Annotated in this window: 17 protein-coding genes; 6 read left to right on the top strand and 11 right to left on the bottom strand. The window is 68.9% G+C overall.

What is annotated here, in order from left to right:
• Positions 1 to 71: 71 nt before the first annotated feature.
• From selD to rpmH, 10 genes are all read right to left on the bottom strand, one after another.
• Positions 72 to 1109, bottom strand: a complete 1038-nt coding sequence (selD, locus tag VN461_19600) for a selenide, water dikinase SelD (GenBank protein HXB56978.1) — start codon at positions 1107 to 1109, stop codon at positions 72 to 74.
• A gap of 64 nt (positions 1110 to 1173) precedes the next feature.
• The gene (locus tag VN461_19595; protein ID HXB56977.1) at positions 1174 to 1554 is read right to left on the bottom strand and encodes a polymer-forming cytoskeletal protein; all 381 of its coding nucleotides are present in this window, start codon (positions 1552 to 1554) and stop codon (positions 1174 to 1176) included.
• A gap of 48 nt (positions 1555 to 1602) precedes the next feature.
• Positions 1603 to 2463, bottom strand: coding sequence for a ParB/RepB/Spo0J family partition protein (locus VN461_19590; GenBank protein HXB56976.1), 861 nt, complete (start codon positions 2461 to 2463; stop codon positions 1603 to 1605).
• Entirely contained in the window at positions 2460 to 3242 is a 783-nt protein-coding gene (locus tag VN461_19585) for an AAA family ATPase (GenBank protein HXB56975.1), read from the bottom strand. Before VN461_19585 ends, VN461_19590 begins: the two co-directional genes overlap by 4 nt.
• A 53-nt stretch (positions 3243 to 3295) precedes the next feature.
• On the bottom strand, positions 3296 to 3871 hold the full coding sequence (locus tag VN461_19580; GenBank protein HXB56974.1) for an RsmG family class I SAM-dependent methyltransferase: 576 nt from the start codon (positions 3869 to 3871) through the stop codon (positions 3296 to 3298).
• Complete coding sequence (locus tag VN461_19575) at positions 3850 to 4542, bottom strand: R3H domain-containing nucleic acid-binding protein (GenBank protein HXB56973.1); 693 nt, start codon at positions 4540 to 4542, stop codon at positions 3850 to 3852. Before VN461_19575 ends, VN461_19580 begins: the two co-directional genes overlap by 22 nt.
• A complete protein-coding gene (gene yidC / locus VN461_19570) occupies positions 4539 to 6224 on the bottom strand; it encodes a membrane protein insertase YidC (GenBank protein HXB56972.1) in 1686 nt (561 codons plus the stop codon). The genes VN461_19575 and yidC overlap by 4 nt, the downstream gene beginning before the upstream one ends.
• A gap of 8 nt (positions 6225 to 6232) precedes the next feature.
• Positions 6233 to 6403 (bottom strand): membrane protein insertion efficiency factor YidD, encoded by a 171-nt coding sequence (yidD, locus tag VN461_19565; GenBank protein ID HXB56971.1) that lies wholly within the window; start codon positions 6401 to 6403, stop codon positions 6233 to 6235.
• A gap of 10 nt (positions 6404 to 6413) precedes the next feature.
• Complete coding sequence (rnpA, locus tag VN461_19560; protein ID HXB56970.1) at positions 6414 to 6812, bottom strand: ribonuclease P protein component; 399 nt, start codon at positions 6810 to 6812, stop codon at positions 6414 to 6416.
• 8 nt (positions 6813 to 6820) lie between these two features.
• On the bottom strand, positions 6821 to 6955 hold the full coding sequence (gene rpmH / locus VN461_19555) for a 50S ribosomal protein L34 (protein ID HXB56969.1): 135 nt from the start codon (positions 6953 to 6955) through the stop codon (positions 6821 to 6823).
• Positions 6956 to 7355: 400 nt separating this feature from the next.
• Between rpmH and dnaA the strand changes: the two genes are divergently transcribed.
• The 6 genes from dnaA to VN461_19525 all read left to right on the top strand — a co-directional run bounded on the left by dnaA (position 7356) and on the right by VN461_19525 (position 16808).
• Positions 7356 to 8651 carry a chromosomal replication initiator protein DnaA gene (gene dnaA / locus VN461_19550; protein ID HXB56968.1) on the top strand — a complete coding sequence of 432 codons (1296 nt, stop codon included), beginning with the start codon at positions 7356 to 7358 and terminating at the stop codon, positions 8649 to 8651.
• A gap of 228 nt (positions 8652 to 8879) precedes the next feature.
• Positions 8880 to 9983 carry a DNA polymerase III subunit beta gene (dnaN, locus tag VN461_19545; protein ID HXB56967.1) on the top strand — a complete coding sequence of 368 codons (1104 nt, stop codon included), beginning with the start codon at positions 8880 to 8882 and terminating at the stop codon, positions 9981 to 9983.
• A gap of 79 nt (positions 9984 to 10062) precedes the next feature.
• Positions 10063 to 11136, top strand: a complete 1074-nt coding sequence (recF, locus tag VN461_19540) for a DNA replication and repair protein RecF (protein ID HXB56966.1) — start codon at positions 10063 to 10065, stop codon at positions 11134 to 11136.
• A gap of 31 nt (positions 11137 to 11167) precedes the next feature.
• Complete coding sequence (gene gyrB / locus VN461_19535; protein ID HXB56965.1) at positions 11168 to 13588, top strand: DNA topoisomerase (ATP-hydrolyzing) subunit B; 2421 nt, start codon at positions 11168 to 11170, stop codon at positions 13586 to 13588.
• Position 13589: 1 nt separating this feature from the next.
• On the top strand, positions 13590 to 16067 hold the full coding sequence (gyrA, locus tag VN461_19530; GenBank protein HXB56964.1) for a DNA gyrase subunit A: 2478 nt from the start codon (positions 13590 to 13592) through the stop codon (positions 16065 to 16067).
• A gap of 57 nt (positions 16068 to 16124) precedes the next feature.
• Entirely contained in the window at positions 16125 to 16808 is a 684-nt protein-coding gene (locus VN461_19525; protein HXB56963.1) for a hypothetical protein, read from the top strand.
• 8 nt (positions 16809 to 16816) lie between these two features.
• Here the strand turns inward: VN461_19525 and VN461_19520 are convergent, their stop codons facing one another.
• Entirely contained in the window at positions 16817 to 18985 is a 2169-nt protein-coding gene (locus VN461_19520) for a UvrD-helicase domain-containing protein (GenBank protein HXB56962.1), read from the bottom strand.
• Positions 18986 to 18989 lie beyond the last annotated feature (4 nt).

The raw sequence follows: 18989 nt of genomic DNA, 5'->3' as shown, positions 1-18989 counted from the left end.
ACGCCTAGGGTGGTCCCGCGCCTTCTCCAGCCCATCCGGCCGAAGGGGGGATTCGCCCAAACGCCGAGTCCTCAGGCGATCCGGATGGGCGTCTCGCCTGCGGGCTCGACCCGTCCGACGGCCCGGGCCGAGGGCAGCTCGGCGAGGAGGGCCGCTGTGCTCTCCTCGGGGACGAGCAGGAGCAGGCCCCCCGAGGTCTGGGGATCGAAGAGGAGGGCCTTTAGAGCCTCGTCCCGTTCCTGGGCATAGGCGAGGAGAGGCTCGAACTGCCGCCGGTTGGCCTTGAGCCCGCCGGCCTGAAACTCCAGGGCGAGGTCTTTGGCTCGCGGCAGGAGCGGGAGCGCGGCCCCCTCGATCACGATCGTGACCCGGCTCTGCCGGGCCAGGGCCAGGGCGTGGCCCACGAGCCCGAAGCCGGTCACGTCGGTGGCCGTCTTCACCCCGTGGCGGAGCGCGACCGCGGCCGCGCGCTCATTCAGGGTCGCCATGGACTCCGCGGAGGCTCGGGCCGCGTCGGCGGGGGCCTTCCCCGCCTTGAGCGCGGTGGCGATCACCCCCGTGCCCAGAGGCTTGGTGAGCACCAAGGCCTGGCCCGGCCGACCGCCCGCGTTGGTGAGGATGCGGTCGGGGTGCACGAGGCCGGTGATCGCGTAGCCGAACTTGATCTCGGGATCGCGGACGGTGTGGCCCCCGAGCAGGACGCAACCGGCCTCCTTGAGCTTCTCCGCCCCCCCCCGCACGATGGCCGCCGCCCATTCCAGGGGAAAGTCGTTCTCCGGAAAGCCGGCGATGGAGAGGGCGGTCAAGGGCCGTCCCCCCATGGCGTAGACATCGGAGAGGGCGTTGGCGGCGGCGATGGCCCCGAACACCTCCGGCTCGTCCACCACCGGGGTGAAGAAATCCACGGTCTGCACGAGAGCGGTGGCGTCGTCGAGCCGGAACACCCCCGCGTCGTCCCCCGTGCCGTGGTCCACCAGGACCCGGGGGTCGGCGGAGGGACGGAGTGCGCTCAGGACCTGAGCGAGCTCGGTGGGCCCGAGCTTGCTCGCTCAACCCGCGCAGGAGACCCGCTCGGTGAGACGGCGGATCCGCTCTCGCTCGTCGCTCATGCCCCTCCCCGCGGGGGAAAATAGAAAGTATACTAAGAACTATAGTTGGTAGGGCGGGTATTCCCTAGGCGCGGGGGGCGGGAGCGGGCGTTCCCGCGGGGAGGGCGCCCATCTCGCAGTCCCCCTGGAAGAACGCGCCGTCCTCGATCACGAGCTTGGGGGAGACAAGGGTGGCCAGCACCTTGGACCCGGCCAGGAGCTCGATCCGCTGCCGCCCGTGCACGCGCCCGGTGACCGTCCCCCGGATGGACACCACCCCGCAGTCGATCTCCGCCTCCACGTGACCCGACTCCCCCACGATCAGGGTGTTGTCGGAGACGATCTTGCCCTTCAGGCGCCCGTCGATCCGCAGCGTATCCTTGAAGCGCAGCTCGCCCAGAAACTCCGTCCCCTCGTCCATGAAGCCGTTGAGTCCCTCCGCCACGAGCCCTTTGAGCTTGATCATTCAGAACCCCCGAAGCACCAAAAGAGAACCATAGCACGCGGGACGGGCTCAGCGCCCGCGACCGGGCCGGACGAGCAGCTCGTAGAGCCGGTTGAGCTCGGCCTCGCTGGCGAACGCGATGCGCAGGCTCCCGCCCTTTCCCCGGCGGGCGATCTGCACCCCCGTGCCGAGGGCGGCCCGCAGGCGCTCCTCCGCGGCCCGGGTGTTGGCGTCCTTGCGGGCCGGGTCCCGACTCCGCGGGGTGCGCAGGAGCGCCACCCGGCGCTCCACCTCCCGCACGGACAGCCCCCGCCGCGCGGCCTCCCGGGCCAGCCGGGCCTGGTCCTCGCTGCGGTCCAGGGCCAGGAGGGCCCGGCCGTGACCCGCGTCCAGCTGACCCGCGGACAGGAGGTCCCGGATCTCGCGGGGCAGACGCAGGAGGCGCAGGGTGTTGGCCACGGTGGAGCGGTCCCGCCCCACCCGCCGCGCGACGTCCTCCTGGGTCAGGTGGAACTCCTCCTGCAGCCGATGGAAGGCCTGGGCCTCCTCCAGGGGGGAGAGCTCCTCGCGCTGGATGTTCTCGACCAGGGCCAGCTCCAGAAGGCGCTCGTCGGGAACGTCCCGGACGGCCACAGGGACGGTAGCGAGGCCGATCTGCTGGGCAGCCCGCCACCGCCTCTCTCCAGCGATGATCTGGAAGCGGATCCCCTGCCGGCGGACGAGGATGGGCTGCACCATCCCGCTCTCGCGGATGGAGGCCGCGAGCTCCTGCAGGGCGGCGGGCTCCAGCGCCGTGCGGGGCTGGAAGGGGTTGGGGTCGAGGCTGGCGGTGGGGACCTCGGCCAGGGCCTCGGTGGGGGCCCGCCGGGGCTCGGGGTCGGGCAGGAGGGCGGAGAGCCCCTTGCCGAGCGCCTTCCTCTTCACGGTCATGGCGCGATGAGGGGGAGCTGGTCACGCACCATGAGCTCCTTAGCGAGATCCAGGTAGGCCTCCGCCCCTTTCGACCGTATGTCATAGAGGAGCACCGGCTTACCGAAGCTGGGGGCCTCCGCGAGCCGCACGCTGCGCGGGATCTGGGTGCGGAAGACCTTCTCCCGGAAGTGGGTCCGGATGTCCGTGATCACCTGCTGGGTGAGGTTGGTCCGCTCGTCCACCATGGTGAGGAGCACCCCCTCGATCTCCAGCCCCGGGTTGAGCGCCCCCCGGACCCGCTTCAGGGTGGCGCTCAGCTCGGAGACCCCCTCGAGGGCGAAGTACTCGCACTGGAGGGGGATAAGCACGCTCTGGGCGGCCACGAGGGCGTTGACAGTGAGCAGGCCCAGGCTCGGGGGGCAATCGATGAACACGTAGTCGTAGCCGGGGGCCACGGAGGCCAGGGCCTGCTTCAGGCGGAACTCGCGGGCCAGGAGGGGGACGAGCTCGACCTCGGCCCCCGTGAGGTTGCGGTCGGAGGGGGCGAGGAAGAGGTGCTCGAGGTCGGTGGCGATCACGACCTCCTCCAGGGGCCGCTCCTCGATCAGCACCTCGTAGACGCTGGCCCGGGCCTCCCCTGTCTTGCGGCCGAGCCCGGAGGTGAGGTTTCCCTGGGGGTCGGCGTCCACCGCCAGCACCCGCCGCTCGGCCGCGGCCAGGCTGGCCGCCAAGTTGATGGCGGTGGTGGTCTTGCCCACCCCTCCTTTTTGGTTAGCGACCGCGATGACCCGTCCCAAGCGTCCCCCTGGAGCCGCGGAGGATAGCACAGGGGCGTTGGGGGGCGGACGTTTCACGTGGAACACCGCCGGAACGAGTGCACGGGGGGGCGGGCGAGGCTCTCCGCGACGAAGGGCGCCTCCCCCTTGGGCGCACGGCCCAGGACCACCACCCGGCCCCCCTCCGCCACGAGCCCCCCCAGTTCGCGGAGGGGCAGGGCCAGCCCCCGTAGGGACAGGGTTTGCGCGGGGGGGCCGGGGTAGGCGTCGTGGCGGAGCCGCAGGACCTCGATGTCGGGCCGTCCCGCGGCGCGGGCCGCCTCCTTCAAGAACGCCCAACGGCGTGCGCGGGGCTCCAGGAGGGTCACCGCGAGCTCGGGGCGCAGGAGGGCGAGGACGAGGCCGGGGGAGCCGTTGCCCGACCCCACATCCAGGAGACGCCCGGGGACGAGGAGGGGGAGGAGGGGAAGGACGGGGGCCACCAGGAGCCCCACCCGCTCCGCCGGACCGCGCGCCCCCGTCAGGTTCACCCGCGCGCTCCAGGCGGCCAGGAGCCCGAGGTACGCCTCGAGGGCCTCTAGGGCGGGCTCGGGGAGACCGAGGGCGCGGAGGGCCGGGCCGTGCTCGGCTACGGCTCGCCTCCCGGTGATCCGGGCGGGGCCTCCGCGGGCGCTACCGTGACCCGCCGGTCGCCCCCCTCGCCCACGCTGTAGGTCACGACCCCCTTGACCTCGGCCAGGGCGAGGTGAACGATCCGCCGCTCGTAGGCGTTCAAGGCGGGGCTGGTGCGGGCCTTTCCGTCGGCGGTCACGGCCGCCGCCAGCTCCAGGGCCGTCGCCCGCAGGGTCTCTTCGCGCTGCTCGCGGTAGCCCTCGCACTCCACGACGATCCACCGCGGGGCCACGTCCCGGGCGAACATGCGTATCAGGAGGTGCTCGGTGGCGCGCAGGACCTCGCCCTCCTCCTCGAGGAAGAATCTTTGGTCGCTGCCCCCCAGGCGGACCCGGAGGCCCTCATCCCCCTCCTCGATCTCCGCCGTCAGGTCGATCCCCGCCGCCTCCCCCAGCGCGCGGACGACGGCCCGGATCCCCGCCCGCGGATCCCCGGGTGGGCGGGGTTCGGCGGGCTTCGGGGTGGGCGGGGCGGGGGAGCCGTCCAGGAGCACGGCGATCCGGGCCGGGCTCGGGCTGACCCCGAGGCCCCCCGGACGGCCGGCTTCGAGCACGACGTAGCGCAACGTCTCCGCCGGCAAGCCGAGGGCCTGGCCGGCCGCGGCCAGCGCGTCCGCCACGTCCCGACCGGAGAACATCCGGTCCTTCACCGTCGTTTGCGCTCCCGCTTGGGGCCCGCCTCCCCCGCCCGCAGGATGGAGAGGGTGGTGGCCTGCTGGACGATCGAGCAGAGGTTGCTGGCCAGCCAGTAGAGGTTGAGGCCGGCGGGAGCCCACAGGAACATGCCCATAAGCATCAGGGGCATGATCATCATGATCTTCTGCTGGGCGGGGTCCATGGCGGTGGGCGTCATCCTCTGCATCGCGAACATGGAGATGCCCATGAGGACGGGGGTCAAGAACAGGGGGTCCTTCTGGCTGAGGTCCGGGATCCAGAGGAAGGTGGCCCCCCGGAGCTCGATGGACACGCTCAGCACGCGGTAGAACGCGATCAGGAAGGGCATGGTCAAGAGCAGGGGCAGGCAGCCCACCATCATCTGGGTCTGCATGCTCATCCCATGCCGGGCGTAAAGAGCGGCCATCTCCTCCTGCATGTCCTGGCGCTTGGGGTCCAGGAGGGGCACCTTGCGGTAGCGCTCCTGGATGACCTTCATCTCGGGGGCCAGCTTGGTCATCTTGAGGCCGTTGGCGATGCTGTAGTGCCGGAACGGGGCCATGGCCGCGTTGATGAGAAGGGTGAGGACCACGATCGACCAGCCGTAGTTGCCCACGTGGCTGTGCACCCAGCGCAGCAGGCCCATGAAGGGGACGACGATGGGGCCGATCCACTCTCCGACCGGTACCACCTGGTTCAGGCGGTGGTCGAGGCGGGAGAGCTCGTGATAGTCCTTCGGCCCCACGTAGAGCCAGGCCGGGCCCGCTCCCGGGCCGAGGTCGAGGGCGACCAGGGGCGCCTTGCGGGGCTTCCCGTCCTCACCCGTGGGAAGGCTGATGGCCCGGATCTCCGCCGTGCCCCGCTCCCCGGGGGGGATGAAGAGGGCAGCAAAGTAGTGGCTCTCCACCCCGACCCAGCGGGCGCCCGCGAGGGCGCGGCCGGGGGGGGGCAGCTTGTCGGTGGGGAGCCGCTCCACCCCGCTGTCGGTCAGAGCCACGCCGTGGGGGGCCTCGTAGCCCTGGACCTCCATCTCGGCGGCGGAGGGGTTGCCGACCCCCGGCCCCCACAGGATCTTGGTGGGCAGCTCCTGGCCTCCGCGCCGCGCGGACGCCCTCACCTTGACGAGGTAGTCCTGGCCCTCGAAGATCAGGGTCTTCTGGGCCGTGACGTCCCCCTCCGCGTAGTCGAAGCTGAGCGTGGCCGTCCCCGCCCCCGGGAGGATGACGGACTCGGCGGAGGGCCGGAAGAGGGCCTCGCGCAGCCGGAGGTCGAGGGCGGGATCCCCGGTCTCGATGTCCAGGGGGCGCGGCCCGGAAGCCAGCGCCTGTACCATCTCCTCGGGCTTGCCCCCCGGGTCCATGAACCGGGCCAGGCGCCAGGACACGACCCGGGCCCCCCGGTTGGTGAAGGCCAGCGTCATGTCGCGGCCCGTCACCTCCACCCTCCTCTCCCGTTCGTCCGCCACGGGGGCGACAGCGGCCACTTTGACCTCGGGCGGCGGGGTGGCACGGCTCGGCCCCGGGCTCGGGGTGGGTGCGGGTGGTACGGGGGGACGGGCAGAGGGGCTCGCCTCCGCCGCGGGGACCGGCCGCCGGGGCGAGGACGGGAACAGGAGGCTGTAGGCCGTGAGAACGAGCAGCGAGAGGGCCACGGCCAGCAGGAGACGGCGTTCTTCCATGCAGTTTCCTAGGGAACGGGGTCGAGGCCCCCGGGGTGGAACGGATGGCAGCGGAGCAGGCGGCGAAGGGTGAGCAGCGAGCCCCGCCGGGCTCCGTGTTTCAGGAGCGCTTCCTCGGCATACACGCTGCAGCTGGGCAGGAAGCGGCAGTAGCCGCCGATGAGGGGGGACAGGGTCACGCGGTAGGCCTCAATCAGCAGCAGCAGCGCCCGCGCCGCGGGACGGGCCCCCCGCCCGGGCCAGGAGGCGCCGGAGGCGCTCTCGGTATTCACGGTCCACCTCGGGCTGGGTTCTTACGACCATTTCCGTCCTGGGCACGAGCACGAGATCGAAGCCGCGCGCGACATCCTGGGCGCTCCGGCGAAAACTCTCGCGCAGCAGCCGCTTGACCCGGTTTCGATCCGCGGCCTTGCCCACCTTGCGGCTGACCGTAAGGCCCAGGCGGTGATGGCCGCGGTCGTTCTCCACCGCCACCATCAAGAAGAGCGGCCCTCCGAGCCGGACCCCGCGGCGCAGGACGCGGCGGAACTCGGCCCCCCGCACCAACCGCTGGCGGGGCCGGAAACTCGCCCCCCGCCGATCGGCCACGGGTGGGACTAGGCTCCGAGGCGCTTGCGCCCCTTCTGCCGGCGTCTCTTGAGGACCAGGCGTCCCCCCTTGGTCCGCATGCGGACCAGGAATCCATGCGTCCTCTTCCTTTTCCGGTTGTTCGGCTGGAACGTCCTCTTCATAAATGGCCGCCTCTGTCCCGCGGGGACGGCCCTTCACGTGGCCTTCGGACCCGAGACAAAAGCTAGATCTTAGGCAGCGCCCCTATCCTTGTCAAACCGTTCGGAGCCGCCCCGACACCTCCCGCTCCAGGCTTGTCTTCCTCCGGACGGCTATGATAGCCTTCCGAGGTTAGGGTGGCGAGGCGCGTCCCAGCCTTCTCCAGTGATCACCGCGGCTTCTTTTCCACAGATGTTGAAAACTCTGTGCAAAAGGAGTCCTCGCGCGCCCCGGCTGTGGTCCGAAAAGGATCTAATACTGTAAGTCGTTGTAGTAAAAGGTCTTATATCAACAGTGAGCTGTCATCCTTTGGATCCTGGTTCGCGTCGCAACCGGCCCGGCCAGGGTTGGGTGTGTTAGGCCGTGAGCCTCTGGGACGACGTTCTGGCCAAGGTCGAAGCCAAGGTGAACCGTCACAGCTTCGCCACCTGGTTCCGGCCCACGAGCTTCCTCTTCCAACAGGGCTCCCGCCTGATGATCGGAGTGCCCAACTCCCAATTCAAGGAATGGCTCAACAAGAACTACCAGGCCGTCATCGCGGAAGCGCTCCACGATCTTGGCCGGGCTGACGTCCAGGTCGTCTTCGAGGATGCCCCCGAGGCCGCTCCCGCGGAGGGCAGCTCGGGGGCCGCGCGCGACATCCCCTTCGCCTTAAACCCCAAGTACACCTTCGAGAGCTTCGTCGTGGGGTCCTCCAATCAGTTCGCCCACGCCGCCGCGCGCGCGGTGGCGGAGATCCCCTCAAAATCCTACAACCCGCTCTTCATCTACGGCGGGGTGGGTCTCGGCAAGACTCATCTCATGCACGCCATCGGCCACTACATCCAGGCCCGGCAGCGGCGGCTCAACCTCTGCTACATCTCTTCCGACCGCTTCATCAACGAGATGATCAACGCCATTCGCTTCGATCGCCTGCCCGCCTTCCGCCAGAAGTATCGGGCCATCGACGTGCTGCTCGTGGACGACATCCAGTTCATCGCGGGCAAGGATCGCACCCAGGAGGAGTTCTTCCACATCTTCAACGCCCTCCACGACGCCCAGAAGCAGATCGTGATCTCCTCCGACTGTCCGCCCCGCCAGATCCCCACCCTGGAGGAGCGGCTCCACAGCCGCTTCGAGTGGGGCCTCATCGCCGACATCCAAGCCCCCGACATCGAGACCAAGGTGGCGATCCTCCGCAAGAAGGCGGAGGCGGAGCGGGTGGAGATCTCGGACAACGTGGCCCTCTTCATCGCCAGCAAGGTGCGCACGAACATCCGGGAGCTGGAGGGGAGCCTCATCCGCCTCATCGCTTACGCCAGCCTGACCGGCCGCGACATCGACCTGCCCCTGACCCAGGAGGTGCTTCGCGACCTCCTGCACAGCGAGGACAAGCCGATCACGATCGAGATGATCCAGAAATTCGTGGCCGACCGCTACAACGTGAAGCTCACCGAGCTCAAGGCCAAGAACAACGCCAAGGCGGTGGCCGTGCCCCGCCAGATCGCCATGTACCTGACCAAGGCCTTGACCGACGCCTCCCTGCCCGAGATCGGGAAGGAGTTCGGGGGCAAGCACCACTCCACCGTCATTCACTCCGTGCGGAAGATCGACGGCCTCCGTAAGCGGGACCCGGAGTTCGACAGGCTTATCAACAGCTACGTGCAAGCGTTTCGATGAAGTTAACGGGGTTTTCCACGAGCCGCCTCACCGCCCGCCCCTCGGCTTCACTCCGCACGGGGCGCGATCCGCAGAGGGGAGGGGTCTCTTGCCGCTTCCTGCACAACTCCATGCACACGGCAAGTCGCGGAGCGGGAAGGTGTTGGTCCGCGATCCACGTTTTCCTCCTCTTCTCTCTAAACAATAGATATCACTGCTCTATGAGTTAAGGACGATAGGGTAAACAACATGGAGATCATCGTCGGCAAGAACGACCTCGTGAAGGAACTCCACCTGGTGCAGGGGATCGTGGAGCGCAAGAACTCGATTCCCATCCTCTCCAACGTGCTCTTCGAGGCCCGGGGGGGAGAGGTGAGGATCTCCGCCACCGACCTGGACGTCTCCCTCCGCTGCGGGTGCGCGGTCAAGGTGGTGGCGGAGGGGGCGATCACCCTGGGGGCCAAGAAGCTCTACGAGATCGCTCGCTCCCTGCCCGAGAGCGAGGTGCAGCTGAAGGTGCTGCCGGATTCCTGGGCCACCGTGGTCTGCGAGCGGGTGACCTTCAAGATGGCGGGGCTGCCCCTGGAAGACTTCCCTTCCTTGCCCGAGGCCAAGGCCGGCAAGGGGGTCTCGATCCCGGCGGAGGTCGTGCGCGCGCTCGTCGACCGCACCGCTTTCGCCATCACCGCCGAGGACGCCCGCTATTACCTGGCGGGGGCCCTCCTCGTGATGACCAAGGAGGGGGTAGGGATGGTGGCCACCGACGGCCACCGCCTCTCCTTCGCGCACCGGAAGGCCCCGCTCAAGGTGGAGGGGGAGATCCGGGTGCTGGTGCCCCGGAAGGCTATCCACGAATTGGCGCGCCTGCTGGAGGGGGAGGAGGAGGTCACCTTCCAGCAGGTGGAGAACCACCTGGTGTTCGCGGCCGGCGGCCGGACCCTGGCCTCGAAGATGATCGATGCCCAGTTTCCGGCCTACGAGAAGGTCATCGCCATCACCGGAGACAAGACGGTGCAGATCGACCGGGAGGCCCTCGCGAGCGGCATCCGCCGCGTGAGCCTGCTCTCCTCCGAGCGGAGCCGCGCGGTCAAGCTTTCCCTGAGCAAGGGCAAGCTGGAGCTGACCGCGTCCTCCCCCGAGCTGGGAGAGGCGCGGGAGTCGCTCCCCGCCGAATATACGGGGGAGACGGTAGAGATCGGTTTCAACGCCCAGTACCTCTTGGATTTCCTCGGCGTGGCGGGCACGGAGATGGTGACCCTCGAGCTCAAGGACCCGGAGAGCCAGGGCGTGTTCAAGCCGACGGGGGAGAGCGATACCGAACACCGGTACGTGGTCATGCCCATGCGTTTTTGAGCGGCGCCCGAAGAAGCTGGTGCGGGATCGCAATGGCTGGTTTGCGTCATGTCGTCTCTCGAGGGCCTGAGGTGCGGTTGTGGTCTGGGTGCGGAGCCTGGAGGTCCATGATCTGCGGAACATCACGGAGGCCCGCTTGGAGCTCGAGGTGGGCTTGAACGTGTTTCGGGGGCGCAACGCGCAGGGCAAGACCACCCTCCTGGAGGCGGTGGGTCTGCTCGCCCGCGGCCGCTCCTTCCGCACCGAGGACACCGCGAGCCTCATCCGCTGGGGAACCGCGGGGTCGCGGGCGCGCGGGGTGGCGGTGGGGGAGGGGCGAGACGCGCAGCTCGAGATCGAGCTCGAGCCAAAGTCTCGCCGGCTGCGGGTGGACGGGCAGGAGGTCGCGCCCCGGCACTACCAGGGCCGGTTGGAGGTGGTGGTCTATTCCACCGACCGCCTGCGGGTCGTGCGCGGCTCCATGCGGGATCGCCGGCAGTACCTTGACCGTGGGGGGGCCGCCCTCTGGCCGGCGTACCGGCAGGCGGCTCGGGACTACGAGCGGGTGATGCTCCAGCGGAACGCGGCCCTGGAAGCGGGAAGCCGCGACCTTCCGGCCTGGAACGAGCACTTCTTGGAGCTGGGGGCGCAGCTGCGCACCCGGCGCCGCGCCTACGTGGAGCGTCTCCAGGCGGAGCTCGGCAGGGGCTTCTCTCCGCGGGCGGAGGTCTACGGGATCGAGCTTCTCCCCGACCACCGCGGCCCCGGGGAGGAGGAGCAGCGCGCGGCTCTCGCCCGGGAGCTCCAGGAATGGCTGCCCCAGGAGCGGCGGGCGCGCCGGAGCCTGGTCGGCCCCCACCGGGACAAGGTCCGGCTCACCGTGGATGGCGAGGAGGCGGGGGCGACGGCCTCCTCCGGGCAGGCCCGGAGCCTCCTCTTGGCCCTGACCCTGGCCACCCTCGCCGTCTACCGCGCGGAGACGGGCGGCTCCGCGGTGGCCCTCCTCGACGACCTGGACTCGGAGCTGGACGAGGAGAGAGCGAGCCTCATCTGCCAAGAAGTGGCGGCGCGGGGCCAGGCCTTGATCACCACCGCCCACGCGGGCTGGGCGGAGGGGCTGGGCTCCTGGGGGCGGCTCTTCGACGTTGCCGGTGGCGAGGTCAGGAGCGCCTGAGGGCTCTTCCGGCCGGATACTCAGGGGTGACATGAGCGACGAAACCAAGACGGAGGAGGCCCAGGAAGAGGCCGCCGCGGCCTACGGGGCTGGATCCATCCGCGTCCTGGAGGGGCTGGAGGCGGTGCGGGTCCGGCCCTCGATGTACATCGGCTCCACCGGCGAGTCCGGCCTCCACCATCTGGTTTACGAGGCGGTCGACAACTCCGTGGACGAGGCCTTGGCGGGTCACTGCTCCGAGGTGGGAGTGACCATCCACATCGACAACTCGATCACGGTGGTGGACAACGGCCGGGGCATTCCGGTGGGTCCGCATCCGACCGTACCCGGAACGGACGCGGCGGAGGTGGTGTTCACCAAGCTGCACGCGGGAGGGAAGTTCGACAAGAAGGCCTACAAGGTCTCGGGCGGACTCCACGGGGTCGGCATCTCGGTCGTGAACGCGCTTTCCGAGACCCTGGAGGTTGAGATCTGGCGGGAGAAGAAGGTCTACCGGCAGTCCTATCGTCGGGGGGTGCCCCAGGGTCCGCTCGAGAATACGGGCGTGACCGATCGGCGGGGGACCAAGGTGACGTTCAAGCCCGACCCCCAGATCTTCGAGACCACGAGCTTCAGCTTCGAGACCCTCTCCCAGCGGCTGCGCGAGCTCTCATTCCTGAACCGGGGCATCCTCATCACCCTCGAGGACGAGCGCGACGGCAAGAATCACCGCTTTCAGTACCAGGGGGGCATCGCCTCCTTCGTCGAGCACCTGAACCGCAACAAGGTCACCCTGCACGAGAAGCCGATCCTGATCGAAGGGACGCGGGAAGGGGTCCAGGTCGAGGTCGCGCTGCAGTGGAACGACGGCTACGCGGAGAACATCTACTCCTTCGCCAACAACATCAACACCCACGACGGGGGCACCCACCTCGTGGGCTTCAAGAGCGCCCTCACCCGCACCATCAACAGCTACGCCACCACCGCCGGCCTCGCCAAGGACATGGCGGAGCCGATCCAGGGGGAGGACACCCGCGAGGGTCTGTGCGCGGTCATCAGCGTGAAGGTGCCGAACCCCCAGTTCGAGGGCCAGACCAAGGGCAAGCTCGGCAACTCCGAGGTGAAGGGGATCGTCGAGAGCCTCCTGAACGAGAAGCTCGGGGCCTACCTCGAGCAGCGCCCGCCCGAAGCCAAGCGCATCGTGTTCAAGGTCCTGGAGGCCTCGCGGGCGCGGGAGGCAGCGCGCAAGGCGCGCGACCTCACACGGCGCAAGGGGGCCCTGGACGGGGCGGGCCTGCCCGGCAAGCTCGCGGAGTGCCAGGAACGGAACCCGGAGAAGTGCGAACTCTACCTGGTGGAGGGCGACTCCGCAGGCGGCTCCGCCAAGCAGGGTCGGGACCGCGTCTTCCAGGCGATACTGCCCCTGCGGGGCAAGATCCTGAACGTGGAGAAGGCCCGCCTCGACAAGACGCTGGCCTCGGAGGAGATCCGCAACATCATCGCCGCCTTGGGCACGGGGGTGGGGGCGGAAGACTTCGACATTGTGAAGCTCCGCTACCACCGGATCATCATCATGTGCGACGCGGACGTGGACGGCAGCCACATCCGGACCCTGCTCCTCACCTTCTTCTACCGCCAGATGAAGGAGCTCATCGAGCGCGGGCACCTCTTCATCGCCCAGCCCCCCCTCTACAAGGCCAAGATGGGGAAGACGGAGCGCTACCTCAAGGACGACCACGAGCTGAACGCCTTCCTCATGGAGCGGGCGGTGGAGAACCGCAAAGTGCGTCTGGTGAGCGGCCAGCTGGTCGATGGCCCGCGCCTCGTGCGCCTCCTGGAGCGGATGGTCGGCCACTCCAAGGTTCTGGCCATGGTTGAGAAGAAGGGCACCCCGCGGGCGCTGGTGGAGCTCTTGCTCAAAGGCCAGATCAAGGACGCGGAGGCGTTCTCGGACAAGCGCCGGCTCCAGGAACTGATCAAGCCCCTGCGGGATGCCGGCGCCGACGTGGTCCTGGAGACGGACGAGGAGCACGGGGTATTCGAGATCGTCCTGCAGGTGGGCACCAATGGCCAGACCCGGGAGGCGCGGGTGGGCGAGGCCTTCGTCACCTCCCCCGAGTACAAGGCCCTTTATTCCGCCTACGAGGAGTTCCGCGAGCTCGACCAACCGCCCCTGGTGGTGCTCGACGGAGGCGAGACCGTGGTGGACAGCCGGGAGGCCCTGCTCAACCTCTTCCTCGCCGAAGGACAGAGGGGGGTCGGCATCCAGCGCTACAAGGGTCTGGGGGAGATGAACGCCCAGCAACTCTGGGAGTCGACCATGGACCCCGCCACCCGGCGCCTTCTGCAGGTGCGGTTGGAGGACGACGAGGTCGCGGAGAACATCTTTACCACCCTCATGGGCGACGCCGTGGAGCCGCGCCGCCAGTTCATCGAGGAGAACGCGCTCAACGTGAAGAACCTCGACATCTAACATGGAACAAGATCCGGTCGGGCAGAAGATCCCCACCAACATCGCGGACGAGATGCGGCAGTCCTACATGGACTACGCCATGTCCGTGATCATCGGCCGCGCTTTGCCCGACGTGCGCGACGGCCTCAAGCCCGCCAACCGCCGGGTGCTCTACGGTATGAACCAGATGGGCCTCCAACCCGGGCGGCCCTACCGCAAGAGCGCCAAGGTCGCGGGCGAGGTCATGGGCAACTACCACCCCCACGGGGAGGGGGCGATCTACGACACCCTCGTGCGCATGGCCCAGGAATGGAACATGCGCGCGCCGCTCGTGGACGGCCAAGGCAACTTCGGCTCCGTGGACGGGGACAACCCAGCCGCGATGCGCTACACCGAGGCCCGCCTCACCCGACTGGGCGGCTCGATGATGGCGGACATCGAGAAGGAGACGGTCGACTTCCAGCCCACCTACGACAACAGCTCGGTGGAGCCCACGGTGCTGCCCACCGTCCTTCCCAACCTGCTCGTGAACGGGGCGGAAGGGATCGCAGTGGGCATGGCCACCAAGATCCCCCCCCAGAACCTGGGGGAGGTGGTGAACGGGCTCACCTTCCTGCTCGAGAGCCCGGACCTGACGCCCGACGAGCGGCTGGAAGGCCTGATGGAGCGGATCGCGGGGCCCGACTTTCCCACCGCCGGCTTCATCCTCGGCCGCTCCGGGATCCGCCAGGCCTATCGCACGGGGCGGGGCTCCGTGATCATGCGCGCGCGCGCCGAGATCGAAGTCCGCAAGGGGAACAAGGAATCGATCGTCATCACCGAGATCCCCTACCAGGTCAACAAGGCTCGCCTCATCGAAAAGATCGCGGAGCTAGTGCGGGAGGATCGGATCAAAGGCATCGCCGACATCCGCGACGAGAGCGACCGCCAGGGGATGCGTATCGTCATCGACGTCAAGAGGGACGAGCCCTCCCAGGTCATCCTCAACAACCTGTACAAGCACACCCCCCTCCAGGACACCTTCGGGATCATCTTCCTCGCCATCGTGGACCAGCGCCCCCGGGTCTTGAACCTGCTCGAGGCCTGCGAGCTCTTCATCGACTTCCGGCGGGAGGTGGTGCGCCGGCGCACTACCTACGAGCTGCGCAAGGCGGAGGAGCGGGCCCACATCCTGGAAGGGTTCGTGATCGCCCTGGCCAGCCTGGACCAGGTCATCGCCTTGATCCGGGCGGCCAAGACCCCCCCCGAGGCCAAGGCCGGCCTTATCGCCCAGTTCGGCCTCAGCGAGCGCCAGGCGGACGCCATCCTGGAGATGCAGCTCCAGCGGCTGACCGGCCTCGAGCGGCAGAAGATCGCGGACGAGCTCAAGGAGAAGCGGGAGCTCATCGCCCGCCTCAAGGAGATCCTGGCCTCCGCCAAGCTCATCGACGGGATCGTGGCCGAGGAGCTCCTGAAGATCCAGGCCGACCACGGCGACGCCCGCCGGACCGTGATCCTGGACGCGGTGGACGAGATCACGTTCGAGGACACGATCGCGGACGAGGACGTGGCCATCTCCATCACCCACAGCGGCTACGTCAAGCGCACGTTCATCACCAGCTACCGGGCCCAGAAGCGCGGGGGGCGGGGCCGGGTGGGGATGCGCACCCGGGACGAGGACTTCGTCAACAACATCTTCATCGCCTCCACCCACTCCTACATCCTGATCTTCACGGACCGGGGCCGGGTCTATTGGCTCAAAGTCCACGAGATCCCGGACGTGGGGCCGCAGGGCAAGGGCAAGGCGGTGGTGAACCTGATCAACCTCCACGCGGGGGAGAAGATCGCCGCCTTCTGCTCGGTCAAGGACTTCGCCTCCCAGGGCCACGTGCTCCTGGCCACCCGCAACGGGGTGATCAAGAAGACGGAGCTGGCCGCCTTCTCCAACCCCCGGCCGAGCGGGATCATCGCCCTCTCCGTGGAGGAAGCGGATGCCCTCATCAACGCCGTGCCCACCTCGGGGAAGGACGAGATCCTGCTCGGGACCCGGGACGGCATGGCCATCCACTTCCACGAGGAGGATGTGCGCCCCATGGGCCGGGCCGCCTACGGGGTGAAGGGGATCGAGCTCGAGACGGGGGACCAGGTGGTGGCCCTGGAGGTGGTCCGGCCGGGGGGCACCGTCCTCACCGTGACCGAGAACGGCTACGGGAAGCGCACCCCCCTCGACGAGTACCGCGTGCAGAGCCGGGGGGGCAAGGGCCTCATCAACATCAAGACCTCGGGCCGCAACGGCCGCGTGGTGGGCGTGAAGTTCCTGGCCGGAGAAGAAGAAGGCGTGATGCTGATCACCGAAAAGGGTATGATCATCCGGCTCAACACGGCCGACATCTCGACCATCGGGCGGAATACCCAGGGCGTGCGCCTCATCCAGCTCGAGGAGGGAGACCACCTGGTCTCCGTGGCCCGGCTGGCGGAGCGAGAGGAAGGCGAGGACGCCGGTCCCCCGGAAGCGTCGTAAAAGCGCAGCCCGCCGGGGAACCGGAGAGAGAGCAGACCAACACTTTAAGGAGGACGAATGAGCGAGCGTAGGGCGGCCCTTCTGATCGTCCTGGGCACGGCGGTAGTGAGTTCTGCCTGCGGGGGCTCGGACCAGCGGGTGGTGGAGCAATACTTCAACGCCCTCAAGGCCAACGACAGCCAGACCATCACCAGCTTCGCCCTGGTCGCTTTCGAGAAGAAGGTCGACAACTGGAAGGTGACCGGAACCGAGCCCGAAACCAAGGCTCCCGCCACCCTCCCCGAGCTGTCCAAGAAGGTGCGGGACATGGAGGCGGAACTCGCTACCAACAAGAAGGCTTCCCAGAACTACGCGAACGAGGCGGAGGGGAAGCGCTTCCTGCAGATCCAGGAAGTGAAGGATATGCAGAAGAAGAACGCGAAGATCCCGGCCAATCTGGCCCCCGTCGCGGCAGCCTGGGACAAGTTCAACGAGAAAGACCGGGACCTCAAGAAGGCGGTCGCGGAGGCCAAAGACGCGGTGGAGAAGGAGAAGCGTCGGGTCACCCTGTCTCTGGGCCAGGTGGAGGACGTCGAGAACCAGCCCGCGCAGGTCACCACGCGGAGGGTGGACCTCTCCCTGACCATCGCCGGAGAGGCCAAGCCCTACGTCATGACCCTGCGCAAGTACGACCTCACCGGCGACAAGGCGCCGCGCGTGGTCAGCCGCTGGATCGTGGAGAGCGTGACCCCCCGGACCTGAGAGAGGCTCTAGACCGGCTCCAGCCCGGCGTAGCGAGCGACCAGGCGCTTGGCCCCCACGCCCGCGAAGGAGACGGTCAGCTTCAGGTCCTCCCCGTCGCCGTCCCGGCGCAGCACGGTGCCCACTCCGAAGAGGGGATGGCGGACGCGGACGCCGGGCTTGAAGTCGGCCGCGCCGGGGGGGACGGGAGGGGGAGGCGTCCAGGTGGCCGCCGGCGGGTGAAACCGCGGGCGCGCGCTTGGCTCCACCCGTCGCCCCGGACCGCTGATCTCCAGTCGGTCGTAGGGGATCTCATCCAGGAACCGGCTCGGTTCCGCTAGGCGGCGCTGGCCGAACACCTGCCGGCTCTGGGTCCGGGTGAGGTGGAGGCGCTCCATGGCCCGCGTCATCCCCACGTAGCAGAGCCGGCGTTCCTCCTCGAGGGCCTCGGGGCCGGTGAGGCTGCGCGAATGGGGAATGAGGCCCTCCTCCAGCCCCACCAGGAAGACGGAGTGGAACTCCAGGCCCTTGGCCGCGTGCAGGGTCATGAGGAGGACGGGCGCGTCGTCCTTGATCTGGTCGGCGTCGGAGAGGAGGGCGGTAGAGTCCAGGAACCCGGCCAGGGTGGGGCTCTCCCCCCGCTGCTCGTAGTCGGCGGCCGCGGAGAGGAGCTCGGCCAGGTTCTCCAGCCGGTCCTGGCTCTCCTGGGTGTCCTCCTGGGCGAGCGCGGCCGCGTAGCCCGTCCCTTGAAGCACCCGCTCCAGGAGGCCCTTCAGGGAGAGCGAGGGGGCCTCGGTCCTCAAGCCCTCGATCAAGTCCCGGAAGCGGGCCAGGGGCTGGGTGGCCCGCGCGGGGATCCGGGCCTCGTCCACCACGAGCCCGAGCGCGTCCCAGGGGGGGATGCTCTCTGCCCCCGCCACCCGCTCGATCTCCTCCACCGTGCGCTCTCCGATCCCCCGCGCGGGCACGTTCAGCACCCTGCGGAAGGCCACGGGGTCGCGGGGGTTTTGGATGAGGCGCAGATAGGAGAGGAGATCCTTCACCTCCCGGCGGGCGTAGAAGCCGACCCCCCCCACCACCAGGTAGGGCAGGCGCTCGCGCAGGAGGGCCTCTTCAAAGAGCCGGCTCTGGGCGTTCATGCGGAAGAGCACCGCCACCCGCCCCTCCCGGCCCTGGGCGGAGATCCGCTTTACCACCCAGGCCGCCTCCTCGAACTCGTCCGCTGCCTCGTGCAGGTGCACCGCTGCCCCCGCTGGCTTGACCGCGCGCAGGGTCTTGCCCTTGCGCCGCTGGTTGTGGGCCACGAGCGCGCAGGCGGTGTCGAGGATGGCCTGGCTGGAACGGTAGTTCTCCTCCAGGCGGAAGACACGGGCTCCCGGGAAGTCGCGCTCGAAGTCCAGGATGTTGTTGATGTCCGCCCCGCGCCAGGAGTAGATGGACTGGTCCTCGTCCCCCACCACGGTGAGGTTCCCTTTGGGGCCGGCCAGGTGCCGCACCAGCTCGTACTGGGCCCGGTTGGTGTCCTGGTACTCGTCCACCAGGACGTACTCGAACTTCCGCCGGTAGACCTCCTTGACCGTGGGGTTCTCCTCCAGGAGGCGGACCGCGCGCAGGAGCAGGTCGTCGAAATCGAGGGCGTGGGCCGCGGCCAGCGCCTCCTGGTAGCGGGCCTCGATGCGCGCGAAGGCCCCGGCCGCGAAGGAGTCGTCCTCCCCCTCCTCCGGCCCCCGGCCCGAGTTCTTGCGGGCGGAGATGCGGGAGAGCAGGCGCCGGGGCGGATGAAGCTTCTCGGAGAGATCCAGGCCCTTCAGGGCCTCGCGCACGGTCTGGAGCTGGTCGTCCTCGTCGTAGATCACGAAATCGGGGGCAAGGCCGGCGGCGGCGGCCTCCCGGCGCAGGAGGCGAACGCAGAAGCTGTGGAAGGTGGAGATCCAGCTCCCGAGCGCCTTCCCCCCGAGCAGGGCCTCCGCCCGCGCCTTCATCTCCCCCGCCGCCTTGTTGGTGAAAGTGACGGCCAGGATGCGGTCGGAAGCGATGCCCCGCTCCAGCACCAGGTGGGCGATGCGATGGATGATGACCCGGGTCTTGCCGCTCCCCGCCCCGGCCAGGATCAGGACCGGGCCCTCCGTGGCCAGCACCGCCGCGCGCTGCTCGGGATTGAGGCCGGTGAGGAGTTGGGGGTCCGCGGACAAAGACAAGCCG

It is taken from the genome of Vicinamibacteria bacterium, from assembly GCA_035570235.1.
GTDB lineage: Bacteria > Acidobacteriota > Vicinamibacteria > Fen-336 > Fen-336 > DATMML01.
Note: the sequence above shows the minus strand (reverse complement) of the source record. Positions and strands in the feature narration are given on the sequence as shown.

Coding starts and splice junctions, on each gene's coding strand:
- gyrA (HXB56964.1), top strand. CDS start 13,590: ATGGAACAAGATCCGGTCGGGCAGAAGATCCCCACCAACATCGCGGAC.
- yidC (HXB56972.1), bottom strand. CDS start 6,224: ATGGAAGAACGCCGTCTCCTGCTGGCCGTGGCCCTCTCGCTGCTCGTT.
- VN461_19590 (HXB56976.1), bottom strand. CDS start 2,463: ATGACCGTGAAGAGGAAGGCGCTCGGCAAGGGGCTCTCCGCCCTCCTG.
- dnaN (HXB56967.1), top strand. CDS start 8,880: ATGGAGATCATCGTCGGCAAGAACGACCTCGTGAAGGAACTCCACCTG.
- VN461_19595 (HXB56977.1), bottom strand. CDS start 1,554: ATGATCAAGCTCAAAGGGCTCGTGGCGGAGGGACTCAACGGCTTCATG.
- VN461_19525 (HXB56963.1), top strand. CDS start 16,125: ATGAGCGAGCGTAGGGCGGCCCTTCTGATCGTCCTGGGCACGGCGGTA.
- gyrB (HXB56965.1), top strand. CDS start 11,168: ATGAGCGACGAAACCAAGACGGAGGAGGCCCAGGAAGAGGCCGCCGCG.
- rpmH (HXB56969.1), bottom strand. CDS start 6,955: ATGAAGAGGACGTTCCAGCCGAACAACCGGAAAAGGAAGAGGACGCAT.